The 22,683-nt window shown below is 43.3% G+C and carries 18 protein-coding genes and 1 tRNA gene; 6 read left to right on the forward strand and 13 right to left on the reverse strand.

Going from position 1 to position 22,683, the window contains the following annotated elements; translation table 11 throughout:
• Positions 1 to 589 precede the first annotated feature (589 nt).
• Complete coding sequence (locus L0951_RS05205; protein WP_234110030.1) at positions 590 to 1,825, forward strand: YaiO family outer membrane beta-barrel protein; 1,236 nt, start codon at positions 590 to 592, stop codon at positions 1,823 to 1,825.
• On the opposite strand, the gene L0951_RS05210 is transcribed toward L0951_RS05205, so the two are convergent.
• The 13 genes from L0951_RS05210 to L0951_RS05270 form a co-directional block, all read right to left on the reverse strand.
• Positions 1,822 to 5,250, reverse strand: a complete 3,429-nt coding sequence (locus tag L0951_RS05210; protein ID WP_234110032.1) for a sulfatase-like hydrolase/transferase — start codon at positions 5,248 to 5,250, stop codon at positions 1,822 to 1,824. The two genes, L0951_RS05205 and L0951_RS05210, sit on opposite strands and share 4 nt — an antisense overlap.
• Complete coding sequence (locus tag L0951_RS05215) at positions 5,244 to 6,314, reverse strand: HEAT repeat domain-containing protein (protein WP_234110034.1); 1,071 nt, start codon at positions 6,312 to 6,314, stop codon at positions 5,244 to 5,246. Before L0951_RS05215 ends, L0951_RS05210 begins: the two co-directional genes overlap by 7 nt.
• A 4-nt stretch (positions 6,315 to 6,318) precedes the next feature.
• On the reverse strand, positions 6,319 to 6,675 hold the full coding sequence (locus tag L0951_RS05220; protein WP_234110035.1) for a response regulator transcription factor: 357 nt from the start codon (positions 6,673 to 6,675) through the stop codon (positions 6,319 to 6,321).
• Between the two features lie 8 nt (positions 6,676 to 6,683).
• Positions 6,684 to 10,601, reverse strand: a complete 3,918-nt coding sequence (locus tag L0951_RS05225; RefSeq protein ID WP_234110037.1) for a response regulator — start codon at positions 10,599 to 10,601, stop codon at positions 6,684 to 6,686.
• A 378-nt stretch (positions 10,602 to 10,979) separates the two neighbouring features.
• Positions 10,980 to 11,243: a GIY-YIG nuclease family protein gene (locus L0951_RS05230; RefSeq protein ID WP_234110039.1), complete on the reverse strand. Its 264-nt coding sequence runs from the start codon at positions 11,241 to 11,243 to the stop codon at positions 10,980 to 10,982.
• Positions 11,244 to 11,449: 206 nt separating this feature from the next.
• Positions 11,450 to 11,523, reverse strand: a tRNA-Ala gene (locus tag L0951_RS05235).
• A 155-nt stretch (positions 11,524 to 11,678) separates the two neighbouring features.
• Positions 11,679 to 12,479 (reverse strand): class I SAM-dependent methyltransferase, encoded by an 801-nt coding sequence (locus L0951_RS05240; protein ID WP_234110040.1) that lies wholly within the window; start codon positions 12,477 to 12,479, stop codon positions 11,679 to 11,681.
• Between the two features lie 66 nt (positions 12,480 to 12,545).
• Positions 12,546 to 12,962 carry an EamA family transporter gene (locus L0951_RS05245; protein WP_234110381.1) on the reverse strand — a complete coding sequence of 139 codons (417 nt, stop codon included), beginning with the start codon at positions 12,960 to 12,962 and terminating at the stop codon, positions 12,546 to 12,548.
• A gap of 43 nt (positions 12,963 to 13,005) precedes the next feature.
• On the reverse strand, positions 13,006 to 14,358 hold the full coding sequence (gene hisS / locus L0951_RS05250) for a histidine--tRNA ligase (protein WP_234110042.1): 1,353 nt from the start codon (positions 14,356 to 14,358) through the stop codon (positions 13,006 to 13,008).
• A gap of 267 nt (positions 14,359 to 14,625) precedes the next feature.
• The gene (locus L0951_RS05255; protein ID WP_234110043.1) at positions 14,626 to 15,075 is read right to left on the reverse strand and encodes an HRDC domain-containing protein; all 450 of its coding nucleotides are present in this window, start codon (positions 15,073 to 15,075) and stop codon (positions 14,626 to 14,628) included.
• A 91-nt stretch (positions 15,076 to 15,166) separates the two neighbouring features.
• On the reverse strand, positions 15,167 to 15,607 hold the full coding sequence (locus L0951_RS05260) for an HRDC domain-containing protein (RefSeq protein ID WP_234110045.1): 441 nt from the start codon (positions 15,605 to 15,607) through the stop codon (positions 15,167 to 15,169).
• 95 nt (positions 15,608 to 15,702) lie between these two features.
• Complete coding sequence (locus L0951_RS05265; RefSeq protein WP_234110047.1) at positions 15,703 to 16,032, reverse strand: single-stranded DNA-binding protein; 330 nt, start codon at positions 16,030 to 16,032, stop codon at positions 15,703 to 15,705.
• Positions 16,033 to 16,113: 81 nt separating this feature from the next.
• A complete protein-coding gene (locus L0951_RS05270) occupies positions 16,114 to 16,452 on the reverse strand; it encodes a single-stranded DNA-binding protein (protein WP_234110048.1) in 339 nt (112 codons plus the stop codon).
• A gap of 231 nt (positions 16,453 to 16,683) precedes the next feature.
• Between L0951_RS05270 and L0951_RS13685 the strand changes: the two genes are divergently transcribed.
• The 5 genes from L0951_RS13685 to L0951_RS05290 all read left to right on the forward strand — a co-directional run bounded on the left by L0951_RS13685 (position 16,684) and on the right by L0951_RS05290 (position 22,651).
• Complete coding sequence (locus L0951_RS13685) at positions 16,684 to 16,812, forward strand: hypothetical protein (RefSeq protein ID WP_262908444.1); 129 nt, start codon at positions 16,684 to 16,686, stop codon at positions 16,810 to 16,812.
• A gap of 340 nt (positions 16,813 to 17,152) precedes the next feature.
• Complete coding sequence (locus tag L0951_RS05275; RefSeq protein WP_234110050.1) at positions 17,153 to 18,886, forward strand: amidohydrolase; 1,734 nt, start codon at positions 17,153 to 17,155, stop codon at positions 18,884 to 18,886.
• A gap of 351 nt (positions 18,887 to 19,237) precedes the next feature.
• Positions 19,238 to 19,756, forward strand: a complete 519-nt coding sequence (locus L0951_RS05280) for a GNAT family N-acetyltransferase (RefSeq protein WP_234110051.1) — start codon at positions 19,238 to 19,240, stop codon at positions 19,754 to 19,756.
• 41 nt (positions 19,757 to 19,797) lie between these two features.
• Positions 19,798 to 21,378: a Na+/H+ antiporter gene (locus L0951_RS05285; RefSeq protein ID WP_234110053.1), complete on the forward strand. Its 1,581-nt coding sequence runs from the start codon at positions 19,798 to 19,800 to the stop codon at positions 21,376 to 21,378.
• Positions 21,379 to 21,592: 214 nt separating this feature from the next.
• Positions 21,593 to 22,651, forward strand: coding sequence for an NAD(P)-dependent alcohol dehydrogenase (locus L0951_RS05290; RefSeq protein ID WP_234110055.1), 1,059 nt, complete (start codon positions 21,593 to 21,595; stop codon positions 22,649 to 22,651).
• Positions 22,652 to 22,683: the final 32 nt, after the last annotated feature.

Here is a 22,683-nt window from a genome sequence, read left to right on the forward strand (position 1 = left end):
CTACATTTGCTTTGCAGGCAGGGTATGCTGCATATCTTCAGGATACAGCGTTACCTCTTTCATCCATAGAAGAAGTCCGGAACTTTCTCAGGGTCTCATGGGCTTCTTTTTCCTGTATCTGGTGATGACTCTTTTTTTCAGCTGACCGATATTTCCGTCCATCGTTTTATTTTTAAAGTCGTTTCACCGGTGCTGAACAACCGGATTAATCTCCGGCCGAGCTGTCGTCAAAAAACGTTTTCATGATTTTTGGTCATCAGTTCACTGTCAAAACTACTGAGACCTGCATAACTGTACAATAGTGAAAACACCCCTTTTCAAGTGTCATTTAAAGAAAAAGCCCCCGCTGCTGCCCGAATCTTCCGTGTAGCAAATGATTTCGGCATGCTTTTAATAGTAAAGTCTGATCTTTAAAAAAACCGATTCGTTGCCGGAACCTTTCTGCTTTCTGCTTGCTGTGTGCTCCTGATTTTAACCAATATGGCTGAAAAGTATTTTCAAATTCTTATTTTTACCGCACTATTCAGGAAAAAAACATAGACCCTTCCTGATGCACAGTAATTTAAGAAATTTTTACACTGCCATTTTTATGAAACAGCGCCTCAGCATATTCGTTTTTCTTCTGTTTTCCTTTTCCCTGTACAGTCAGCAGCATCTGAGCGCTGATGAGCTGTTCCGGAAAGCAAGAACCACCGCCTTTGAAAAGAAAGACTATCCCGCCGCCATTGCGCTGGCACAGCAGGCACTGGAACAGTCCCCCGATTATACAGATATTTCAGTCTTTCTGGGAAGGCTGTTTACCTGGAGCGGAGATACGGAGGCGGCAAGAAATGTGTTTTCAACCCTGGCCGGGAAGAATGTGCAGGACGAAGATTTCTTTTTGGCCTATGCTTCCCTGGAATACTGGAATGACCAAAATTCAAAAGCGGTTGAAATCCTGAACAAAGGCCTGGCTTATCATCCGCAATCGGAGCCGCTTCTCCTGCTGAAAGCCAAAGCCCAGACTTCTGACCGGAACTATAAGGGAGCATACCAAACCGTGGGTGAACTGCTGGCATTGAATCCCAAAAACACAGAAGCAAGGGAGCTGGCCGTAAAAATCAATGATCTGAATGCGAAAAACGCCATCGGCATCACCTACAGCTTCTCCCATTTCGATAAGCAGTTTTCGGATGACTGGCACATGGTGGGAATCAGTTATAAAAGAGTGACACCGGTAGGATCTGTGATCCTTAAAGGAAACTATGCCAATAAATTTGCGGAAAGCGGCACCCAGTTTGAAATCGAAGCGTATCCGAGACTTTCGAAAATGTTTTATCTGTATGTGGGTGCAGGCTATTCGAATGACGTCGGCATTTTCCCGAAATACAGAACAGGTGCATCCCTCAACGCCAACCTTCCGAAAAGTTTTGAAGCGGAAATCGGTTACCGGCAGCTGTATTTTACCGACAATATCTGGTTATACACCGCATCTGTAGGGAAGTATTATAAGAACTTCTGGTTCAATCTCCGCACCTATATCACGCCGGATCATCAGAACATTTCCCATTCCTATACGGGAACGGTAAGGTACTACCCAAAAGGAGGGCAGGATTATTTTGCTTTTCAGGCGGGAACCGGCATCAGCCCTGAAGAAAACCGGAGCAACCTGCTGGAAATTGAAACCTTTAAGCTCAAAACCTTCAAACTGGGTGCTGAATACAGTTTTTCGGTACAGAAGACCAACCTGTTTTCAGTATCCGCCATGTATTTCAATCAGGAATTCCGCCCCAATGTTAAAGGAAACCAGTTTGATATTGGTGTAGGATACACCAAAAAGTTCTAGAATTCAGCCGACGTTTTTTTCATAAAATTCACCATCACCGAATCCGGCATGAGCTGATTGGTGGAATAAAATCTGGCATTGCGGCTTTTGAAATCGTCGAAGTATTTTTTCACCCTGTTCACAGCTGCAGGATCGTTGACCTCATCCTCTTCCATATTGTTCAGAAGCAGCAGCTGCTGATCTTCCAGATGATAAAACCCGTATTCGAAATCGATGAGCTGGTTTTTACTTTTCATGATCGGGATTCCGGTAGAAGTGAGATCCGAATCCGATTTCAGTCCTTTTCCTACCCAGGCCACGGTTTTCGGCGTGGTCAGCTGATAGTTGTTCCGGTAATAGGCAAGTATGGAAGGTGCAACATCGAAATGGCTCACGATCTTTTTAAAATGTCTGGCTTCTTTCAGCAGCGGCGAATAAATGAGCAGCGGCACATGGTAGCGGTCGATTTTGGACTGCAGGGTAATTTCGGGCATGCTGTGGTCGCCGGTGATCACGAAAACGGTATTTCCGAAATCAGGCCGTTTGCGGTACTCCTCGAAAAATCGCTTTAATGCATCGTCGGCATTCAGTACAGCTACGAGCTGTTTTTTATGCTGAGCTGCCCATTTTCTCTGTTCCTGCGAAAGCTCACCCGACTGCATTTTCTGTGCATATAATTTTTCGTAATAGTCCATATTATTAATTAAGAACGGACTGTGCGTGGACAGGGTAAGGATGGTGCTGAAATACGGTTTCGCTCCGGGTTTCTGCACCTGAAGCATTTTGGAAAACACAGCCTGGTCTTCATATCCCCAGCTTTCCCCGTTTTTGGCAGGCAGTTTTTTAAAGGGTGCTTTAAAGGAAGCTTCGTCCACAATATGATCCACCCCGGAGTAGTTCAGAAAATCTTTGGTTCTGTCAAATGACGCGTTTCCGCCATAGAAAAACGAGGTTTCAAATCCGTTCTTTTTCAGGATGTTATAGAGGTTGAAATGTTCCGGTGTTTTTTCAATTTCCATAAAGCCGTTCTTTCCGAAAGGCAGGGAGCCGGTTAAGGTAGGAAGTACAGAAAAAGTTCTTCCCGAAGAACTCAGGTTATTTTCCCAGTAGAGACTTTTCCGGGAGAGCGAATCAAGAAAAGGCGTGAAGTTTCCGATATATCCTTTCGGGGAACTGTAGGCGTGGCCCATTCCTTCCAGCACCACGAACACCAGATTCGGAACTTTGTCGGAAGCATTCATATATGGTCCCAAAAAATCAGGGGTATTTTCTTTTCTCCAGAACGGAAAATTGGGATCCAGCATGTCGGCATTCACGGCAAAATGATTGGTACCGCCCAGTAAACCGGCAATTTCAGGATATTCACTCACCGCATTATCGACGTTTGAATTAAAGAAGTAAGCCCATTTGCTTTTGGCAGCATTGCGGTCAAACTCATTGACATTATTCAGCGCCAGCGCATCTGCCGGCACGAAAAAAGCCAGCAGGCCAATGCCCAGGAATACAGCGCCTGCATGCACGGACTTGAACGCGGATCTGCTAGCGAGCCAAAAAGGGATTACGGCCATGACGATCAGAATTCCGGCCAAGGCAAGATTTACGGTGCTGAGCATTCCGCTGGCCTGCAGGATCTGATTCATTTCGTCTCTGTTATAATACAGCAGGTCGGCACCCAAAAGATTTTTAGATTCTGAGAAATAAATGAACAGCAGATACTGACTGATCACCACCGCAGATCCGGTGATGATGACCAGTGCCTTGGCCCAGTTCTCCTTAACAAAATTCACCAACAGGTAAATGATTCCCAATCCAAACAGAAGTCTCAAAACAAAGAGGAGGTTCTCAAAGAAAAGATTCCGGGCAATGAGGGCATCATTACTGTCGGAAAAATGATAACGGTACCATGCCCACTCGGCGGAAACGCCCAGCAGGAAAAGAAACAGAAATACCGAGGCAAAAACGCCCCAGTTCCTGAGCCCTACTTTGAGAATGGCGGCCAGTCTTTCCTTCAGCGGCAGGTCTTTGGCGGTCTGGTTAAAGCCCTGTCTGGTCATTTCGCCCCAGGCATGGGACTTTTTAAAATAATCGATAAATCCGCTGACTCCGGCACGCACGACGAGGGGGTGAAAATAAAAAGGTTCTAAAATCGCTGTGGTGATCAGGCTCGTGAAATCTTTTCTTTTGTTGTACACCTGATGACTCACCAGATCGACCAAAATAGCATAGATGGAAAAGAGAAATCCTGTAGAAATGACCAGTGCAAAGAGGACCAGAAAGAAGGGCCAGCTGATGATTCCCAATAACAGAAACACAATAAAGACAATATAACCAAAAAACTCCACCAGCGGACCGAGGAACTCAAAAAAGAACCAGTAAGGCAGACTCACCATCCCGAGTTTACCGTATTTGGGATTGAACATGAGTTTCCGGTGTTTCCAGAGGGTTTCCATGGTGCCGCGCATCCATCTGTTGCGCTGTTTTTTAAGGATTTCTTTGGTTTCCGGGGCTTCGGTCCAGCATAAAGGATCGGGAATCGTCACCACCTCATACGCTTCCTTTTTTTCTTCCATGTATTTGCGCATCCTCACGACGAGTTCCATATCCTCACCGACGGTCTTTCGGTCGTAACCGCCACATGCCAGCACAATTTTCCTGTCGAATACGCCGAAAGCACCCGAGATCAGAATCAGTCCGGAAGCGCGCGACCATGCCATGCGCCCGAGGACAAACGCACGGATATATTCCAGCGCCTGGGTTCTTCCCAAAAGGCTTTTGGGGATGTTCACGTCCACGATTTTACCGTTTTCGATCCTGCAGTTATTGGCGAGTCTGATGACGCCGCCACAGGCAATTACTTTTTTATCGGTCTGCTCCAGGAAAGGTTTGGCGAGCTTCAGGATAGCATCCTGTTCCAGAATACAGTCCACATCAATACAGACGAGATATTCCCCGGAAGAGATATTCACACCGACATTGAGGGCATCAGCTTTACCGCCGTTTTCCTTGTCCACCACGATCAGTTTTCCGAAAGCCGGATTTTTACTTTTATAAACCCCTCTGATGGCATTGGTTTCTATCTTCCCCTGAATAAAAAAAGCGGTAGATTCCAGTTCATAAGCTTCAATGAGTTTCTGCATGGAATCGTCTTTGCTCCCGTCATTCACAATGATAATTTCCAGATTGTGATAATAAAGGGAAAGCAGCGACCTTACATTTTCCACCACGGTCCTTCCTTCATTATAGGCGGGTGCAATGAGACTGAATGCCGGTGCATTCGGGTTGGCGGCAATAATGCTGTAATCGGTAAAGGTATTCTGCTTCTTGTACCTGATCACTGCGCCGAGGGCATAAATCCCGATCCATCCGTAAATGACCACTACGGCGGCACCGTAAATCAAAAACAGCCAGATGATGAGTTCGTAAATAAAATGGGCAAAAGTCAACATATTTTTTCCTGAAGGGCGTGTTTGATGATATGAATTAATTCTTCTGACGACTCAGGATTGCAGGAAACCTGGTTTAAATATTCCTGATGACCAAGGGTGAACAGCGCTTCAGCTGCCTGAATCCGGATGCCGGATGCAGGATGTTCCAGAAGCTGCTGCTTCAGAAAACCCACAGAACGCCGGTCGCGGGAAATTTCCATCACGCGGAGAATTTCGAGCTGTACTTCCAGCGGCTGTTCAGGAAAAGAAACGGCAAGAGCAGGCATGGTCTGATCATTTTCGAGCGACAGCAAAGTCTGCACCGCCCGGATTCTTACCTCAGTTGACGGATGGTCCAGTAAATGCCACACTGCATCATAAAAGGAAAGCATCTGGAATTTCCGGAGCAGACTGAGGGTGAAAATAATGACCGAGTCGTTGGAACTCCGGAGCCAACCGTTAACTTCCTGTTCGCAGTTTTCCGGGATGGCAGTAACCGAATTCAGCAGCCTGAGCTGCTGCCAGTCGGAAATCTTATGGGTTTCTGTATCAAGAAAACGCAGGCCTTCAAATCCTTTGAAAGCGACCATTGCATACTGTGCTTCCTGATACACAGCGGGGGAAGGATGGGAAAGCAGGGCCGTAATCCGGGGAACCGCAGCTTCCACTTTCATCGAAGTGAGTTCCTGAATTCCGCCTGCGATGAGGTATGCCTTTTTCTGGCTGAGCTTGCTGAATGCTTCTTTTTCCAGATTATACGCATGGAAAAGATCCTTGATTTCTTCCTGGGCGGTGCCTGAGAATTTTTTCTCTGAGCCCACTAATTTTTCGAGAAAGAGCTCCCGGAATGACGGATTGGCTGAAACCTGTTTCAATTCCCCATCGGTGGCGTTTTCCTCCTTTCCGAACACAATAACTTCTGAGACCTTTTTATCGATTATGCGCGACCAGTTCGAAATATGCAGCAGTTCCCGGTACCGGCTGAAGCTGTACAAAAGAACTGCAACAATTAGCAGCAGCACCACGAGCAGCATGCCGAGAAAAGTAAGAAAGAGTTCGTGAATGGTTATATTCAGCAGCACCATATCCTTATTTAACCGTAAACCTTTTGATCCTCAGCATCAGCTCATTGGGGCTGAAAGGCTTCACGATAAAGTCGGCCGCACCCAGCCCGAAAGCATTGAGGACCACTTCTTCCTGCCCCATGCTGGAAAGCATAATGACAGGGGTATTTCTGCCGGTCTTCTGCACCGCGGAAAGTATTTCGATTCCGGAGGCAAAAGGCATCATGATATCGGTGATGATCAGGTCAACCTCAGTATTCTGTATGGTTTCTATGGCTTCTTTTCCGTTGCGGGTGAGGATGACTTCACAGCCTTCTTTTATTAATTTATGTTCAATTGTTTTTAAAATAAGTTCGTCGTCTTCCGCGATTAAAATCAACATAATTCCTTTTAATTTATCTGTTCCTTAATTAAGTCAAGCGCAATTTTGATCTCCTGAACTATTTCCGGGTAAAGCACGTCATATTCAGGATGATCCAATTCTTTTTCCCATTGACCGGCGATTTCTGCCAATCTGAAAAGTCCGGCTGTACCGGCAGTGCCTTTGAGTTTATGGAGTATCTTTTTCAGTTCTTCTGCATCTTTCCGGTCTGCCGCCGCTTTCAGATTTATTTCTGAGCTGATCAGCTCCTGGAGTACCAAATTTAAAAACATTTTCCGAAACTCCTCATCACCTCCGACCTGGTCGTCCAGATGGTCGAGACTGAGATACTTTTCGAGCTGGATATTGGGTGCCGGTAGTTTTTCCGGTCCGTGGGTGAGATGCTTCTGCAACATTTCGGAAAGATCAGCCTGTCTCAATGGTTTCGGTAAGAAATCATCCATTCCTGCCTCCAGGCACTTTTCTTTTTCTCCCAGTACATTGCCGGCAGTAACCCCTATAATGGGAACCTGCTGATAGCCGGAAAGCATCCGGATCTGTCTGGTGGCTTCAATTCCATCCATCACGGGCATCTGAACATCCATCAGGACAAGACCGAAGGCTTCTTCCCTGCATGCTTCAAGTGCCTGCAGACCATCCGTTTTTTCTGTTAAACGGGCATTCGGCATGATGGCCTGCATCATTTTACTGTTCAGCACCATATTCACCGGATTGTCATCCACCAATAACACCTTCAGTCCTGAAGGGAATAATGAGCTCTCAGACTTTTCGTTTGCTGCGTTCGTTTCACCGGTATCCCGCACGGTATGCTGCACCGCACGTCTCAGGGTATGGTAGAGTTCTTCAGACTTAATGGGTTTCAGCAGGCAGTAGGATTTTTCGTCCTTTCTGAAAGCATTGATGACCTCATGCTCTTCGGAGGAAGTATGCAGCACGACAAGGGGTGACAATTCTTCCTGGCTGCTGAACATTTTCCTGATCTTCTCAATGGTTTCCAGACCGGAAATATGCGGCATGTGGTAATCCATTAAAATCACGTCAAAGCGCTCTCCTTTCGTCAGGATATCCAATGCTTCCAGTCCGTTAGCCGCTAATTTTGAATCAATGTTTTTATAGGCCAGCATGTGCTGCATGATGATTCTGTTATTTTCATTGTCATCAACAATCAGGACGTTTCTTACCGGGAGATCTTCAAGATCCGTATTTTCATCAGCCTCATCGGCTTCATAAGGGATTTCGATATCAAACCAGAACACTGATCCTTTTGCCACTTCGCTGGTCAGCGTAAGATGGCTGCCCATATATTTGAGAATATTGTTGGAAATGGTAAGTCCCAAACCGGTTCCGCCGAAGCGTTTGCTCACCGACGAGTCTTCCTGGGTAAACGCATCGAAAATGCGCTGCTGTTTGTGGGACGGAATCCCGATCCCGGTATCTCTTACCGCAAAGCGAAGGGTGATCTTTTCCGCATCCATGTTGAGTTTCTCCACCTTGAGCTCTATTTCACCATACTCGGTAAACTTAACGGCATTTCCGAGCAGGTTGATAAGCACCTGCTTGATTCTGGATTCGTCCAGAAAGAGTGTTTTCGGGAGCCCCTGCTCGATATTCAGCAGCAGCTCAATGCCTTTCCGCTGGGACTGATAAAGGATGACATTCACTACCTGACTCAGCAGATCATAGACATTGGATCTGTCAATCAACAGTTCCATTTTACCGGATTCTATTTTTGAAAAATCCAGGATATCAGTAATGATATTGAGTAAGCTTTCCCCTGATTCGTTGATATAATTGAGATACTGGGTCTGCATTTCATTGAGGGGAGTTTTCAGCAGAAGGTCGGAAAAGCCTATAACGCCATTGAGCGGTGTCCGGATTTCGTGGCTCATGTTGGCAAGGAATTCAGATTTGGCTCTGTTGGCAAGGTCGGCGGTTTCTTTCGCTTTTTTAAGTTCAGCATTTGCGTTTACCACTTCGGTCATGTTCTGGGCGGAAACAATAATACCTCCAACCACCTGCTCGGAAAGATACCAGGGACTCACTTCCAGATGATAATGCTGTGGTTCTTCTTTTCCGGGAACATGTATGGTAAGGTCTTCGTCCTTATGAGTTTTGCCTTTTAGGGCCTCCAGATATATTTTCTTTCTCTCTTCGGGAGCGTTGGGGGAAACCTCAAAAATGTGTCTGCCAATGAGTTCCATACCGTTCATTGAAAACTCGTCCAGCCAGTTTTTGCTTACGGTGAGGTAATTCAGATCCTGGTCAAACATGGCCACCGCAGTGGGAATATCACTTACAAAAGACTGCAGCATGGCCTCCTTTTTTGCCAGTTCGAGATAAGTGTTTTTGAAGGCATCAATATCCTGAATAATGCCGAATACCTTAATGCAGATGCCGTTTTCAAACTCAGGAATTCCTTTCACCCTTACCCATATTTCCACCCCATCCTGCCGTTTCAGTTTTATTTCCTCATCATAAGCCCTGCCTTCCTTTACAGCCCTTGTAAACAGAAAACGCATCCGTTCCCCGTTTTCTTCGCCATAAAAATTCAGGGCATTTTCCAGATCCGGAACAAAATCCCTGCTGACCTTATGGATCTCCCGAGTTGAACGGGACCAGAACACGGTGTTGTTTTTAAGGTTGACCTCCCAGCCGCCTACCTGGGCTACCTCACTGGTCTGCTCGAGAATTTTTCTGGTATGCATCAGATCTTTTTCCAAGGCTACCCTTTCGGTGATGTTCAGGGCGGTACTCATCACATAAGGATTTCCTTTTTCATCTGTTTCCACCATATTGTGATACATCCAGATGATTTCCTGACCCTCTTTGGTCTTGAGCACCATATTCCCCACGTCTTCCCCGTTTTCTGCAACCCGTTCCAGGTACTGTTCCAGGAAAGGCCAGAGGTGTTCCGGCATGAGTTTTTTCAAGGTCAATCCTTTGGTTTCTTCCGCAGAATAATGGAGGGTTTCGCGTCCTTTTTCGTTGACCGCCAGAATATTGCCTTCCATATCATGCATGCTCATGAGCCCGATGGCATTTTCAAAGAAGTTTCTGAAACGCCGTTCGGAAGTTTCAAGTTTTTGGTTTTCTTCTACCAGCCGGGTAATGTTTCTTCCGAAACAAAAAATCTCGGTGTGATTCTGATTCTGTTTCAGATGCCATTCGATCACTACATGTTGATTGCCGGCAGTCTGGATAGTGGCCGTAAAAACCAGCTCTTCATCTCTTTCGGGGAAATTATTGATCAGCTGATGTAATTCCTCGTTCCGGCTGCCCAGAATACTGAAAAAACTCATATTTACAGCCTGATGTCTTTTTAAACCGAAAGTGGATTCAAAAGCCGGATTCACTTCTTTGAGTTTAAAGCTGTTATCCAGAACACATATTAAATTATTGGTAATCGTAAAGGTTTCCTGAAAATACTCCGCCTGAAGATTTTTTTTCTTTCCGATCAGAATTTTGGTAATGGCTTCCCCCATTTTTTTAAGGGAGGAAATCTGTTTTTCTGAAATGGTTTTCGGCTGATAATCGATCACGCAGAGGGTGCCCAATGCAAAGCCCTCATCATCAATCAGAGGCACCCCCGCATAAAAACGGATTCCGCCGGCGATCACCAATGGATTCTGCGATGATCTCGGATCCTGTAAAGTGTCATTGATAACCAGCACTTCCCTGCTTGCGATGGCATACTGGCAAATGGTATTTTCGCGCGCAACAAAATCGAGCTCCATCCCCACGCAGCTCTGTATGGTCTGGGTGTGCTCTTCCATCATCGCAATGAGGGAAGCGGGACAGTCGGCAATCAGGCAGGCTCCTTCCGCAAAAACGTCAAGCTCCGGATCTTTCCCTAAATGCAGGAGATTAAAAAATTCCAATTTCTTGATTCTTTCATCTTCATTTTCAGGAACCGGATATGCTGTCATAAAATATTTTGCTTGAATGGTACAATTGATTTCAAAACTTTATACCGTTGAAATCCGCTTCAAAGATAATATTTCGGTAAGAAATTTAATAAATATTTGTAAAATTAACATTCAAAACCATTTCACCAACTGATTAAAAAAAAGGGTCACAATAGATGCTGTAACTCATTGTTAGTAGATGATATCGGGATCAAACCGACCACCTTCCCGAAGGCTTTCGGGACGCTCCAGCTATCTATTCGCACCTTGCTTATTGTGAATCAGGAAATAACGGAACATAAAAAAGCACAAAACATTGCTGTTCTGTGCTTCAACCTGTGGAGGATATCGGGATCGAACCGACCACCTTCCCGAAGCCTTTCGGGACGCTCCAGCCATCTATTCGCACCTTCCCCTATTTTGAATCAGGAACTCAATATATTTCCTGCTCTTCTTGGCTTTTATTGAACTTTCCCGTGCGATGGCCTCGCTCCGGCTTGAATATTCTTCGGTGTATTTTAATTCCCAGTCGTCGGATTTCCCGGTAAAATGGTCTTTTGAAAAATGATGTTTCCGAAGCCGCTCTTCAATATCCTGAGTTTGTCCAATATAGTATCGGTTTAATTTTGCCGAATAAAGTATATACACATAATATTTGTCCATGGAATCAAATTTACACTTAATACCAAAAAAGCACAAAACATTGCTGTTCTGTGCTTCAACCTGTGGAGGATATCGGGATCGAACCAACCACCTTCCCGAAGGCTTTCGGGACGCTCCAGCCATCTACTCATCCCTTGCTTATTGTGAATCAGGAACTAACTTAACATAAAAAAGCACAAAACATTGCTGTTCTGTGCTTCAACCTGTGGAGGATATCGGGATCGAACCGACCACCTTTAGACTGCCAGTCTAACGCTCTAGCCAGATGAGCTAATCCCCCGCGATCCGGAAGTAAATTCCGAAAATCAGTTTGCAATGATACAAAAATTTTGCTGCAAATTCCAATTTCGGGATTAATATTTTAAATTTTTAGAAAAAGTGTGTTTTCAGGGCTTGCGGTTATTAAATGATGACTTATCTGAAAATATTCGGTCACTATTTAACTCCTTTCTTTTCTGCTACCAGGGAAAAAACATGGGGGACCTTATTTCCAAACTGAGGAATCCTGTATTTTCCTTTTTCAAATTCTTCATTGTGGCGGAAGCATGCATAGGGTGACCAGTCGTACTCTTCAAATGAATTGAGCACGAGACTTTCTTTCAGCAAACTGCCGAGAACTTCGGAAGTGGGGTGATTCCACATGACATAATCCTGAACGATTTCTGCAGACTGATCTGCGTAGGTTCCTTCATAAGTTTCGACGATCGGTTTTTCGTTGAAATAACTGTATTTCACATGGGTGAAATCGTCATCAAACATCCAGACTACAGGATGGAATTCTACAAAAACAAATTTGCCGCCGGGCTTGAGAAAATGAGCAATGACCTGAGCCCATTTATCCAGATCGGGCAGCCAGCCGATGGTTCCGTAACTGGTGTACACGATGTCATACTTCTGATCTAAAACCTTAGGCAGTTCATAGACATCGGAAACCAAGAACTGAGTATCCGTTCCACACTTTTGGGCCAAATCCTTTGCGGCAGCGATGGCCATGTCGGATAAGTCAATTCCGGTCACTTTCGCTCCCATTCTCGAAAGTGAGATAGAATCCTGCCCGAAATGACATTGCAGATGAAGGATTTCTTTTCCCAGCACCTCACCCAATAATGCTAATTCAATGGAATTCAGTGAGGTTCTGCCATTGATAAATTCTTCCACAAAATAGAAGTCTGATTTCAAATGGGGTTGCACTTTGGCATTCCATGAATTACGATTGATTTCGAGGTAGTTTTGCATAGGTTGAGGTTGAGAATGAGTTAGAGATTGAGATTGAGTAAGAGATTGAGATTAAGGCTGAGTGTATTATTTCCAGATCAGGAAAAGGGTTCCCGCAATAATTAATCCTGCTCCTACTGCGGTTTTCCAGGTTAAGGTTTCCCCTAAAAAAATCACGGCAAAAATAATGGTGAGTGCCAGACTGAGCTTATCAATTCCTGCGACTTTTGAGACCTCGCCCATCTGCAGGGCTTTGAAATAAAAAATCCAGGAAAGTCCGGTGGCCACTCCCGAAATACCCAAAAAGAACCAGGTCTTGAACGGAAGACTGGCGATTCCCCTTATTTCATTGCGAACCAGCACAATGAGCCAGATCATCACCAAAACAACGATTGTTCTGATAGCAGTTGCTAAATTGGAGTTCACATTCCCGACACCTACTTTAGCAAAAATTGCAGTAAGTGCAGCAAATAGTGCCGAAAGAAGCGCATAGATCCACCACATCATTGTCTTTTTTTATTGGTTGGGGCTGAGCGCTCAAACCCTTCTAATTTTTGAGAAACTCTTTAATTGAAACCGTTTTCTGTTCTCCGGATTGCAGGTTTTTCAGAGTGATTTTATCTTCAGAAATCTCCTGTTCACCGTAGAAAACGAGATTTGGAATCCCTTTCTTCTCGGCGTAGGCAAATTGCTTTTTCAACTTCGCAGATTCCGGATACAATTCGGCCGACACACCGGTTTCACGAAGCCGGGTAATGATCTTCATGGCTTCCAGCGATTCCATTTCGCCATAATTTGCAAAAAGAAACTGCACCGCATTTTCCTCACCTTCCGGGAAGAGGCCAAGCTCTTCCATCACCAGATAAATCCGGTCCAACCCGAAAGAAATCCCTATTCCGGGAATATTTTTCACCCCGAAAACTTCAGTCAGATTGTCATATCTGCCACCACCACCAATGGACCCAATCTGAACCTCATCGGCTTTGACCTCAAAAATTGCTCCCGTGTAATAATCCAATCCCCTCGCCAAGGTAATATCAAATTTAAGATTTTCCGGAGAAATTCCTAAGTCGAGACATTTCGTTAAAACAAACTCCAACTCCTCTACACCTTTTGTCCCGATCTCATTTCCGATGAACTTCTCCTTCAGCTGCAAAATATTTTCCAGAGCATCATCGGTCTGGCTAAAAAGGAAATCCAGTTTAGAGATGGCTTCCGTGGAAATATTTTTTTCCTTTAATTCCTTTACCACTCCATCTTTTCCAATCTTATCAAGCTTATCGAGTGCCACCGTAAAGTCGATCAGTTGATCAGCAATCCCGGCATATTCCGCCAATCCGGAAAGGATTTTCCGATTGTTTAAATGAAGCGTAACCGAAATCTTCAAATCTGCGAATGATTTCAAATACAACTGCACCAATTCCACTTCCTGCCAAAGGCTCTCACTTCCTACCACATCAGCATCACACTGGTAAAACTCGCGGAATCTGCCTTTCTGCGGACGATCAGCTCTCCAGACTGGCTGGATCTGGTACCGTTTGAAAGGGAAGGTCATGGTTCCGTGATTCATTGCCACGAAACGCGCAAAAGGAACCGTAAGATCGTAACGGAGGGCTTTTTCTGAGATCTGGGAAATCAGTTTCTGGGAATTTTTAGAAGTCCAATCTTCTTCGTTGGCTTTCGAAGCGTAATCTCCGGAGTTTAGAATCTTAAAAATCAAGCGGTCGCCTTCTTCGCCATATTTACCGGTCAAAGTTGAGAGATTCTCAAAACTGGGCGTTTCCAAAGGCTGGAAACCGAAGAGTTCGAAATTTTTCTGTAATGTATTGATGATGAACCTTCTGTTGATGACTTCCTTTGCGGTAAAATCGCGGGTTCCTTTTGCTAAACTTGGCTTCATCTATTGATTTGATGATTTGTTAATATGATGATCTGCTAATTTGCAAAAATACGGAAATATTGAGACCTTAATCCAAAAAGAATCTGATCAGCTTCCACAAAAACTACAATGATAAATGAACAGGCAAATGCTGCATATCACTAAATCATCACTGATGATCAGAAAAGTTGACTGTTGAAGAAATCCCAGGGAATAGAAAAAAATGAAAAATTCATAGATTTTTTAGACATCCTTTTAGGGCCGAGCATCCGGGAAGGCCTGATTTCATCAAACGCTTTCCAGAATTCCAATGATTTCTTCCCCATAATTTTCGATTTTATGTTTACCGAAACCTTTAATGTCCTTCAGTTCCTCTTTTCTGTTGGGTTTATATTTTGCGATCGAAATCAGTTCTTTATTGGTTGCGATGAAATAACTGGGTATGCTTTGATCTTTGGATTTCTCAGCGCGCCAGAGTTTCAGCGAGTCCAGAATTTTCACCTCATCTGAATTAAGTTCGACATCTGGATCTGCAGAATACTTTTGCGATTTCACTTCATTGACGGTCATCTTCAATTCCTCGTAATAAAGGATAACGGACCAGTAACTTTCATCGTCGCGCACGAATGCAGATTCGTATTTCAATATGGTATTTTCCTGAAGAAAATGATCGAGGATTCGCTGGTCTTGATAAATGAACTCCTCGGATAAGCGTACTTTTATAAATTTTACTTTCATGATTGGTTGTTTAAAATAAGTAATGGATAACATTGTCTGAACTTGCCGGATCTAAGCGAAATCAAAGACTCGGAAATGAGGTGATCGCACATCAAACATTCTGAAGAACCTCCATAATTTCTGAACCGTATTTTCTGATCTTGCTTTCGTTGAAACCTTTTATATGTAAAAACTCTTCCATCGATTGAGGCTTGTACTTTGCAATAGAAAATAAATGGGTATTATGACAGATCATAAATGGCATCAGTTGAAGTTCCTTGCTTTTGGCCATTCTCCATTTTCTCAGTTCAGAAAATATCAGTTTTTCATCTTCCGATAAATCATTTTCACTGGCAACAAAGAGTTTTTGTGGAACAGAAGATGCACTTTTATCTTTGTAATAAATCAGAATGGACCAATAAATGGTTTCATCGTCGATTAATTTCGCATTCATTTGCACGATTTCATGCCGTTCCAGAAAATCGTTGACCATACATTCATCCGGATGCTGAAATCTTTCGGAAATTCTGATTTGCAGGACTTTTACTTTCATGACTGAGAACTTAAAAATTATTAGTTAAAAAAACTTTGTCAAAGTCAGCAAAATGAATCCGCAGCACTTTGACAAAATGATGCAGCGCAGCCGAATTATTTGCTTCCCACCATCACGAGTTCTTCTACGCGGATTTCGGTGAAATAGCGTTTGACTCCTTCTTTATCCTCGTAATTTCGGGTGACGAGTTTGCCTTCCACGGCGATCTCTTTGCCTTTTTCCACATATTTGTGCATGATCTCTGCAAGTTTTCCATTGAAAACCAGATTATGCCATTGGGTTTCTTCCACTTTCTGACCGAGACCGTTGGTATAATATTCTGTAGTGGCTAAACTTACTTTTGCAATTTGACCTTTGTCGAATTTGATCATTTCGACGTCTTTTCCTGTTCTACCGATTAGGGTAACTTTGTTTCTTAATGACATGGTTTAGGTTTTATGAATAATGAATAATAAGTGATAAACTTTGCCAATCCGGAAACTTCGGGATTGGCAAAGCAGGAATATTTAGGCAGGTTTGTTTCCTCCTACCATCAGCATTTCATCCACACGGATTTCGGTGATGTAGCGTTTCACGCCGTCTTTATCATCATAGCTTCTGTAAACGATCTTTCCTTCCACAGCAATTTCATCCCCTTTCTTGACGTATTTTTCTACGATTTCTGAAAGTTTTCCGTGGAAAACCAGGTTATGCCATTGGGTTTCCTCCACCTTATCACCAGCGGCGTTGGTGTAATGGTCGGTGGTTGCCAAACTGACTTTCGCGATTTGTCCGTTTTCGAATTTTACGATTTCGACATCTTTTCCTGTTCTACCGATTAGGGTAACTTTGTTTCTTAGTGACATGATCTTCAATTTTGATAATTAAACATTAGAAGTGCGGCTCACTGATTTTCCGCAAATCTCTGTTGCAAAGGTTCACCCCTTTTCAAAACATAGTCGGTAGAGAATCATTTAATATCGTTTGTAGTCGTTTGCAACGGATAATTTATTAATTATCAATGTTTTATTTTTTTATAGCTCGTCAGGATTTTAAGAATAATGGTAGTGGCATTTTAAGAATTGAAATAGAGAACCATGGCATATTTAAAAAAAAATCTTGCCGATGGAGGTTACAGGGGAGAAATTATTGAACAGCCAGAGATTAAAATTGGTTATTCAATTAATGAGGTAATCAAAAGAAATCTACTGCTAATCCCATTTTAGAAGGAAGAATCATGGAGAACACTTTTTACCGCTCAGAAAAGGACCGAAGTCAATTTAGCCTTAAAAAAACTTTAATGTGGTTTTCAGAAACTGGAGTTCATCTACCCGCTATCACAAAGTGATGGAACTAAATTGAGACAGGATTTTAATGACACACAAGAAATTCCTTTTATGTTTAAATAAAAACCTTATTTTTACGAATCCTGCAAAAAAAAATCAGGTAGTAAAAATATAGTCTATTGAATTCCCAAACTGCTGTCTTCTACAAAAATAATTATTAATCCGGATCAATAAAAATTGAACATTTTCTTTCGCAAACCTCATAATTCTTTCTAACAATATGAAAAAAACAAACCAAAGCCTCATCTTACTTGTATTAATGGCAATGATTTTTTTTAGCTGCACTACCAAAAAGGAAGCACAAATTGCCGACCATGTTTTTACCAACGGCAAAATATATACGGTAAATGACTCATCACCATGGGCTGAAGCGGTGGCTGTGAAAGCGAATAAAATCATATTCGTGGGCACAGCTCAGGAAGCAAAATCCTATATCGGAAAAACCACGGAAGTGACCGATCTAGGTGGCAAAATGTTGATGCCCGGATTTGTGGAATCACATATCCATCCAACGGTAGCCTGGGTAACCGAAGGTGCAGATTTGCAAACGGACGACAAAAAGGAAATGTTTCAGCGCTTAATAAAATGGGCAGATGAAAACCCGCAGAGTCCTGTAGTAAGGGGATTTGGCTGGCGATACAGCATTTTTCCGAAAGAAGGACCGGATAAAAAAACACTGGATTCCTTATTTCCTGATAAACCTGTTTTTCTCATTGCGATTGATGGACATGGAGCCTGGGTAAATTCCAAGGTGTTTGAAATGACAGGTGTTGATAAGAATACACCGGATCCGATGCCCGGCTTCAGCACTTATCAACGATACCCGGAAACCGGAGAGCCAACAGGATTTCTGGTAGAAATCCCTGCCTTCATTGGCATTCTAGGTAAATTAATTCCGACTGATCTAAACGCTGTTAAACAAGGTATGGAAACGTACATGCAAAAGTTTTCAGAAGCCGGAATTACTACAGCTTTTGATGCAGGAATCTTGGGAATTGCACAACACGAAGGTTATGACCTTTACCAGCAGCTGGAAAAAGAAGGTAAATTATCCTTAAGAATTTTTGGAAGCTATTATTACAACAAACCCGATGAAGATCCTTTTGCACCATTCCTGGAACTGAATTCAAAATATCAGTCAGAGCTGGTCAAAGCTTCCATTCTTAAAATAAATGTGGATGGCGGCGATGCGCAGTATACAGCGGCCATGCTGCACCCTTATGCAGGAAAAAAGGACTTTAAGGGCGAATTGCTGATGAAAAAAGAAAGACTAAATGAAATCGTCAAAGAAGCAAATGATAAAGGAATACCCACCTTTGCACATATTATTGGCGATGCGGGGGTAAGAGCATATTTGGATGCAGTAGAATACGCCAGAAAGAAGAATCCGGAGGCCAAAACACGACACACCGCTTCGCATATTGTTTTTATGGACAATGCAGATATTCCCCGCTTTAAACAGTTAAATGTTTCCGGACAAATGTCAGCTCAATGGGCAACTCCAGACCCCTCCATTTTAGTAATGAGCGCAGACAGACTGGGATTGGATTTCATAAAGGCGAATTATATGAAAATGGGATCGCTGGTGCGCAGTGGGGCAAACGTCGGCTTGGGTACAGATTGGTTCGCCGCCGGATATTACAGCACCTACAAACCCTTGGAAGCAATCTATGTAGCCATGACCCGATCCATGGTGCAAGGCAAAGGCTTGATGGATCAACTGCTACCGGTTTCAGAAGTGATTACCCTGGAACAAGCACTACACGCCAGTACAATGGGTTCTGCATATATCCTCAACATGGAAAAGCAGATTGGTTCGATAGAAAAAGGAAAACTTGCTGACTTTGTCGTATTGGACAAAAATCTATTTGAGATCCCGGTAACGGAAATAAAAAACACCCAGGTTTTGCTTACAGTAATGAATGGAAAGGTTCAACATCAAAAAGAGCTCTGAAATTTTATTTTCCAAAAAACTTTACCGGGATCCAACCACCTAAAGATCTAAGGAGAAGGTCATTTCACTGAATACACCTTTTCCGTGGCATCTCCGGGATTTTTCATAACAAAAGCCGTTTTCACGAATTGTGAGACGGCTTTCTTTTCATAATCATAATTCATAACCGGTATTTTACAGAAATGCAGCATTTATTCATGAAGATGAAGCGCCTTTTCAAATATTAAATCGTAAAAATTTGTAAAAAGGGCATAAAACCCGTCATCAGCTCATTCCAGACAGACCGTTAATCACTCGTCACAAAATTTGAAATTTAGTGTAGGAATCAGTTCAATTTTCTAAATTTGATTAATGAAAAGTTCCGCACCAATTAGTTTTAGAAAAGCGGCCGATTCTGATTCCAAGAAGATCTGGAAAATTCTGCAGCAGGCTATTCAGAGAAGAAAAAAAGATGGATCCAGACAATGGCAAGATGGCTACCCAAACCTCCAAACCGTCCGTAGCGATATTGAAAAGGGAATTGGCTATGTTTTAACCGAAAATGAAAACGTGATTGCTTACTGCGCCATCCTGTTGAATGAAGAACCTGCCTATGACGAAATCATAGGAAAATGGCTGACTTCAGGGGATTTCCATGTTGTTCACCGCGTGGCGGTTTCCGATGAAGTAGCCGGAAAAGGTTACGCCAAAGAAATTTTCAGTAGAATAGAGGAATTCTCGAGCGCGAAGAATATTTTCAGCATCAAGGTGGATACCAATTTTGACAACGAGGTCATGCTCCACATTTTGGAAAAACTAGGATATGTTTATTGCGGGAAAGTCTATTTCCGCGGTAGCGAAAGATTGGCGTTCGAAAAAGTTCTTCAGTAACTCCTTTATCAAAACACACACCATTTCAACCCATTATACCCATGCTTGATCATCTTACATTCTATTTAGTAGTAGTGGTTTTGATCACTTTTTTGATCATGCTTGCAGACAAGATAAAGGTTGCCTATCCGATTTTGCTCGTGTTGGCTGGTTTGGGAATCAGTTTTATACCGGGAATTCCGATGATCCATATCGAACCCGAACTGATTTTCCTGATTTTCCTCCCTCCTTTGCTTTACGAAGCGGCATGGACCACTTCCTGGAAAGAACTTTGGCGGTGGCGCAGAATCGTTTTGAGTTTTGCTTTCATTGTGGTTTTGCTTACCGCAATCGCAGTTGCTTTGGTGTCCAATTATTTTATTCCTGGGATTTCTTTGGCACTAGGGTTTTTGCTGGGCGGAATCGTTTCTCCACCAGATGCGGTGAGCGCAGGTGCAATTCTGAAATACATGAAAATCCCGAAAAGATATCAATCTATTTTAGCGGGAGAAAGTCTGTTGAATGACGCCTCTTCATTGATTATTTTCAGGTTTGCGTTGGTTGCTGTTGCAACGGGACAGTTCATTTGGTCGGAAGCTGCAGCAAGTTTTCTCTGGATGTGTTTAGGCGGCGTCTTAATCGGGGTTTTGGTGGGATTGGTTTTCTATAAAGTGCACCGGTTCTTCCCAACGAGTGCCAATATCGATATTATTTTGACCTTTGTTGCACCTTTTGTGATGTATATAACCGCAGAGGAACTGCATGCTTCAGGCGTGCTCTCCGTGGTTGCGGGCGGACTTTTCCTTTCTTACAGGGCGCACCAGTTCCTGAGCAGTTCGTCCAGACTTCGTGCGGTAACCGTTTGGGAAAGCATTGTTTTTATACTCAATGGAATCGTATTCATGCTCATTGGTCTGGACTTGCCCGAAATTGTTCAGGGATTGGAAGACACCAGTGTTTGGACCGCTTTCAAGTACGGCGTGCTGATTACCGCCATGTTGATCCTGGTCAGGATCTTAGCAACTTATAGCGCCATTGTGGTGAGTTTGGTGATGCGCAATTTCATTACCATAGCAGATCCCGATATGCCGGCCAATTTGAAGACGCCCATGATTTTTGGCTGGAGCGGTATGCGCGGTGTGGTTTCATTGGCTGCAGCACTTTCTATTCCACTTACTTTGAGTGACGGCTCGCCTTTTCCGCAAAGAAACCTGATCCTTTTCATCACGTTCGTGGTGATTCTTTTAACGTTGGTTGTACAGGGTATGACTTTGCCATGGCTGATTTCTAAAATTAAACTGGAGGACCGTGATTTCATTAAGCCAGAAAAACAAATCGATAACGAAATAAGGCACGAACTGGCAAAAATCGCGATTGCTAAGGTTCGGAAGGATTATCAAAATCAATTAGAACAGTTTCCCGCACTCGCCGAACAACTTCAAATCTGGGAAAACAGAGTGAATTCGTCTGAAATCATTTTCAACTATGACGAATACCGCGACATTAACACAGCGATTCTAGAGGAACAGCGTAAATGGCTCATTGCAAAAAACCGCTCAGAACTGCTTCTAGATGAAGAGATTATCCGAAGACATCTTAGGTTGCTGGATCTACAGGAAGAAAAATTGAATTTGGGAAGTTAAGATTTTCCGGTCAGTTTCAGTGATTTTTTACTCCAATTCACCCCCTATGATAGTTCACTTTAAACTTTGCCTTTTATCGGTTTTAAAGAGGTCTTGTTCCATCTTAAAAAAAAGTTAATCTCACAAAATTTGAACGTATAGCTATCGAACTATAATTAACTTTGCATGCAGTAAAGAAAAAAACTCTATTTTAAAATCAAAACATTTCAATACAATGAACACTCATCAAGTCAAAGCATTCGGAACTGAGGCAAAAGATGCCGATCTTAAACAAATGAATATTGCAAGGCGTGAAGTTCAGCCAAAAGACGTGGAAATCGACATCCTCTATTGCGGGGTTTGCCACAGTGATTTGCATACCGCAAGAAACGACTGGGGCGGAACGAAATATCCAGCAGTTCCCGGGCATGAAATCGTGGGAAGGATTACGAAAGTGGGTTCGGAGGTTACTAAATTCAAAGTGGGAGATTTGGCCGGAGTTGGCTGTCTGGTGGATTCCTGCAGAACCTGCGAAAGCTGCAAACAGGATTTGGAACAATATTGCCTGAACGGAAATACCGGAACATATAACAGCACAGACAAATACCTGGAACAGCAAACTTATGGCGGTTACTCTGAGAAAGTAGTGGTGGATCAGGATTTTGTTTTAAGAATTCCAGAAAACTTGGATTTAAAGGCAGTCGCGCCACTTCTATGTGCGGGAATTACCACCTATTCACCATTGAGGCACTGGAATGTGGGTCCGGATTCAAAAGTTGCTGTGGTTGGTTTGGGCGGACTCGGTCACATGGCGATCAAGATTGCGAAAGGAATGGGGGCGCATGTTTCACTTTTTTCCAGAACTCCTTCCAAAGAGCAGGAAGCGAAAGCGATGGGTGCAGATGAAATGATTATTTCCACCGATGAAGCACAAATGAAAAGCGTTGCCGGAAAGTTTGATTTGATCATCGACACTGTTCCTTATGACCATGATATCAATCCCTATATTTTAACGTTGGGAGTTTCCGGAACCTTGGTTTTGGTGGGATATCTGGGAGCCATGGAAGATATGCTGAAAACGGTTCCGATGATTCTGGGCCGCCGTTCCGTAGCAGGTTCGGTAATCGGCGGAATCAAGGAAACCCAGGAAATGCTCGATTTCTGTGGCGAGAAAAATATTCTTCCGGAAATTGAAATGATCAGGATGCAGGATATCAATGAAGCTTATGAAAGAATGTTGAGAAGTGATGTGCGATACCGCTTCGTGATCGACATGCAGAGCCTGAAAGGATAAATCGAAATTTTTAGACATAAAAAATTGCCACG

The sequence above is a fragment of the Chryseobacterium sp. R2A-55 genome, assembly GCF_021401085.1.
GTDB lineage: Bacteria > Bacteroidota > Bacteroidia > Flavobacteriales > Weeksellaceae > Kaistella.

What these genes read in the sequence shown, in the direction of transcription:
- L0951_RS05205 (WP_234110030.1), top strand. Translation starts at nt 590, where the DNA reads ATGAAACAGCGCCTCAGCATATTCGTTTTTCTTCTGTTTTCCTTTTCC.
- L0951_RS05210 (WP_234110032.1), bottom strand. Translation starts at nt 5,250, where the DNA reads ATGTTGACTTTTGCCCATTTTATTTACGAACTCATCATCTGGCTGTTT.
- L0951_RS05215 (WP_234110034.1), bottom strand. Translation starts at nt 6,314, where the DNA reads ATGGTGCTGCTGAATATAACCATTCACGAACTCTTTCTTACTTTTCTC.
- L0951_RS05220 (WP_234110035.1), bottom strand. Translation starts at nt 6,675, where the DNA reads ATGTTGATTTTAATCGCGGAAGACGACGAACTTATTTTAAAAACAATT.
- L0951_RS05225 (WP_234110037.1), bottom strand. Translation starts at nt 10,601, where the DNA reads ATGACAGCATATCCGGTTCCTGAAAATGAAGATGAAAGAATCAAGAAA.
- L0951_RS05230 (WP_234110039.1), bottom strand. Translation starts at nt 11,243, where the DNA reads ATGGACAAATATTATGTGTATATACTTTATTCGGCAAAATTAAACCGA.
- L0951_RS05240 (WP_234110040.1), bottom strand. Translation starts at nt 12,479, where the DNA reads ATGCAAAACTACCTCGAAATCAATCGTAATTCATGGAATGCCAAAGTG.
- L0951_RS05245 (WP_234110381.1), bottom strand. Translation starts at nt 12,962, where the DNA reads ATGTGGTGGATCTATGCGCTTCTTTCGGCACTATTTGCTGCACTTACT.
- hisS (WP_234110042.1), bottom strand. Translation starts at nt 14,358, where the DNA reads ATGAAGCCAAGTTTAGCAAAAGGAACCCGCGATTTTACCGCAAAGGAA.
- L0951_RS05255 (WP_234110043.1), bottom strand. Translation starts at nt 15,075, where the DNA reads ATGAAAGTAAAATTTATAAAAGTACGCTTATCCGAGGAGTTCATTTAT.
- L0951_RS05260 (WP_234110045.1), bottom strand. Translation starts at nt 15,607, where the DNA reads ATGAAAGTAAAAGTCCTGCAAATCAGAATTTCCGAAAGATTTCAGCAT.
- L0951_RS05265 (WP_234110047.1), bottom strand. Translation starts at nt 16,032, where the DNA reads ATGTCATTAAGAAACAAAGTTACCCTAATCGGTAGAACAGGAAAAGAC.
- L0951_RS05270 (WP_234110048.1), bottom strand. Translation starts at nt 16,452, where the DNA reads ATGTCACTAAGAAACAAAGTTACCCTAATCGGTAGAACAGGAAAAGAT.
- L0951_RS13685 (WP_262908444.1), top strand. Translation starts at nt 16,684, where the DNA reads ATGGCATATTTAAAAAAAAATCTTGCCGATGGAGGTTACAGGGGAGAA.
- L0951_RS05275 (WP_234110050.1), top strand. Translation starts at nt 17,153, where the DNA reads ATGAAAAAAACAAACCAAAGCCTCATCTTACTTGTATTAATGGCAATG.
- L0951_RS05280 (WP_234110051.1), top strand. Translation starts at nt 19,238, where the DNA reads ATGAAAAGTTCCGCACCAATTAGTTTTAGAAAAGCGGCCGATTCTGAT.
- L0951_RS05285 (WP_234110053.1), top strand. Translation starts at nt 19,798, where the DNA reads ATGCTTGATCATCTTACATTCTATTTAGTAGTAGTGGTTTTGATCACT.
- L0951_RS05290 (WP_234110055.1), top strand. Translation starts at nt 21,593, where the DNA reads ATGAACACTCATCAAGTCAAAGCATTCGGAACTGAGGCAAAAGATGCC.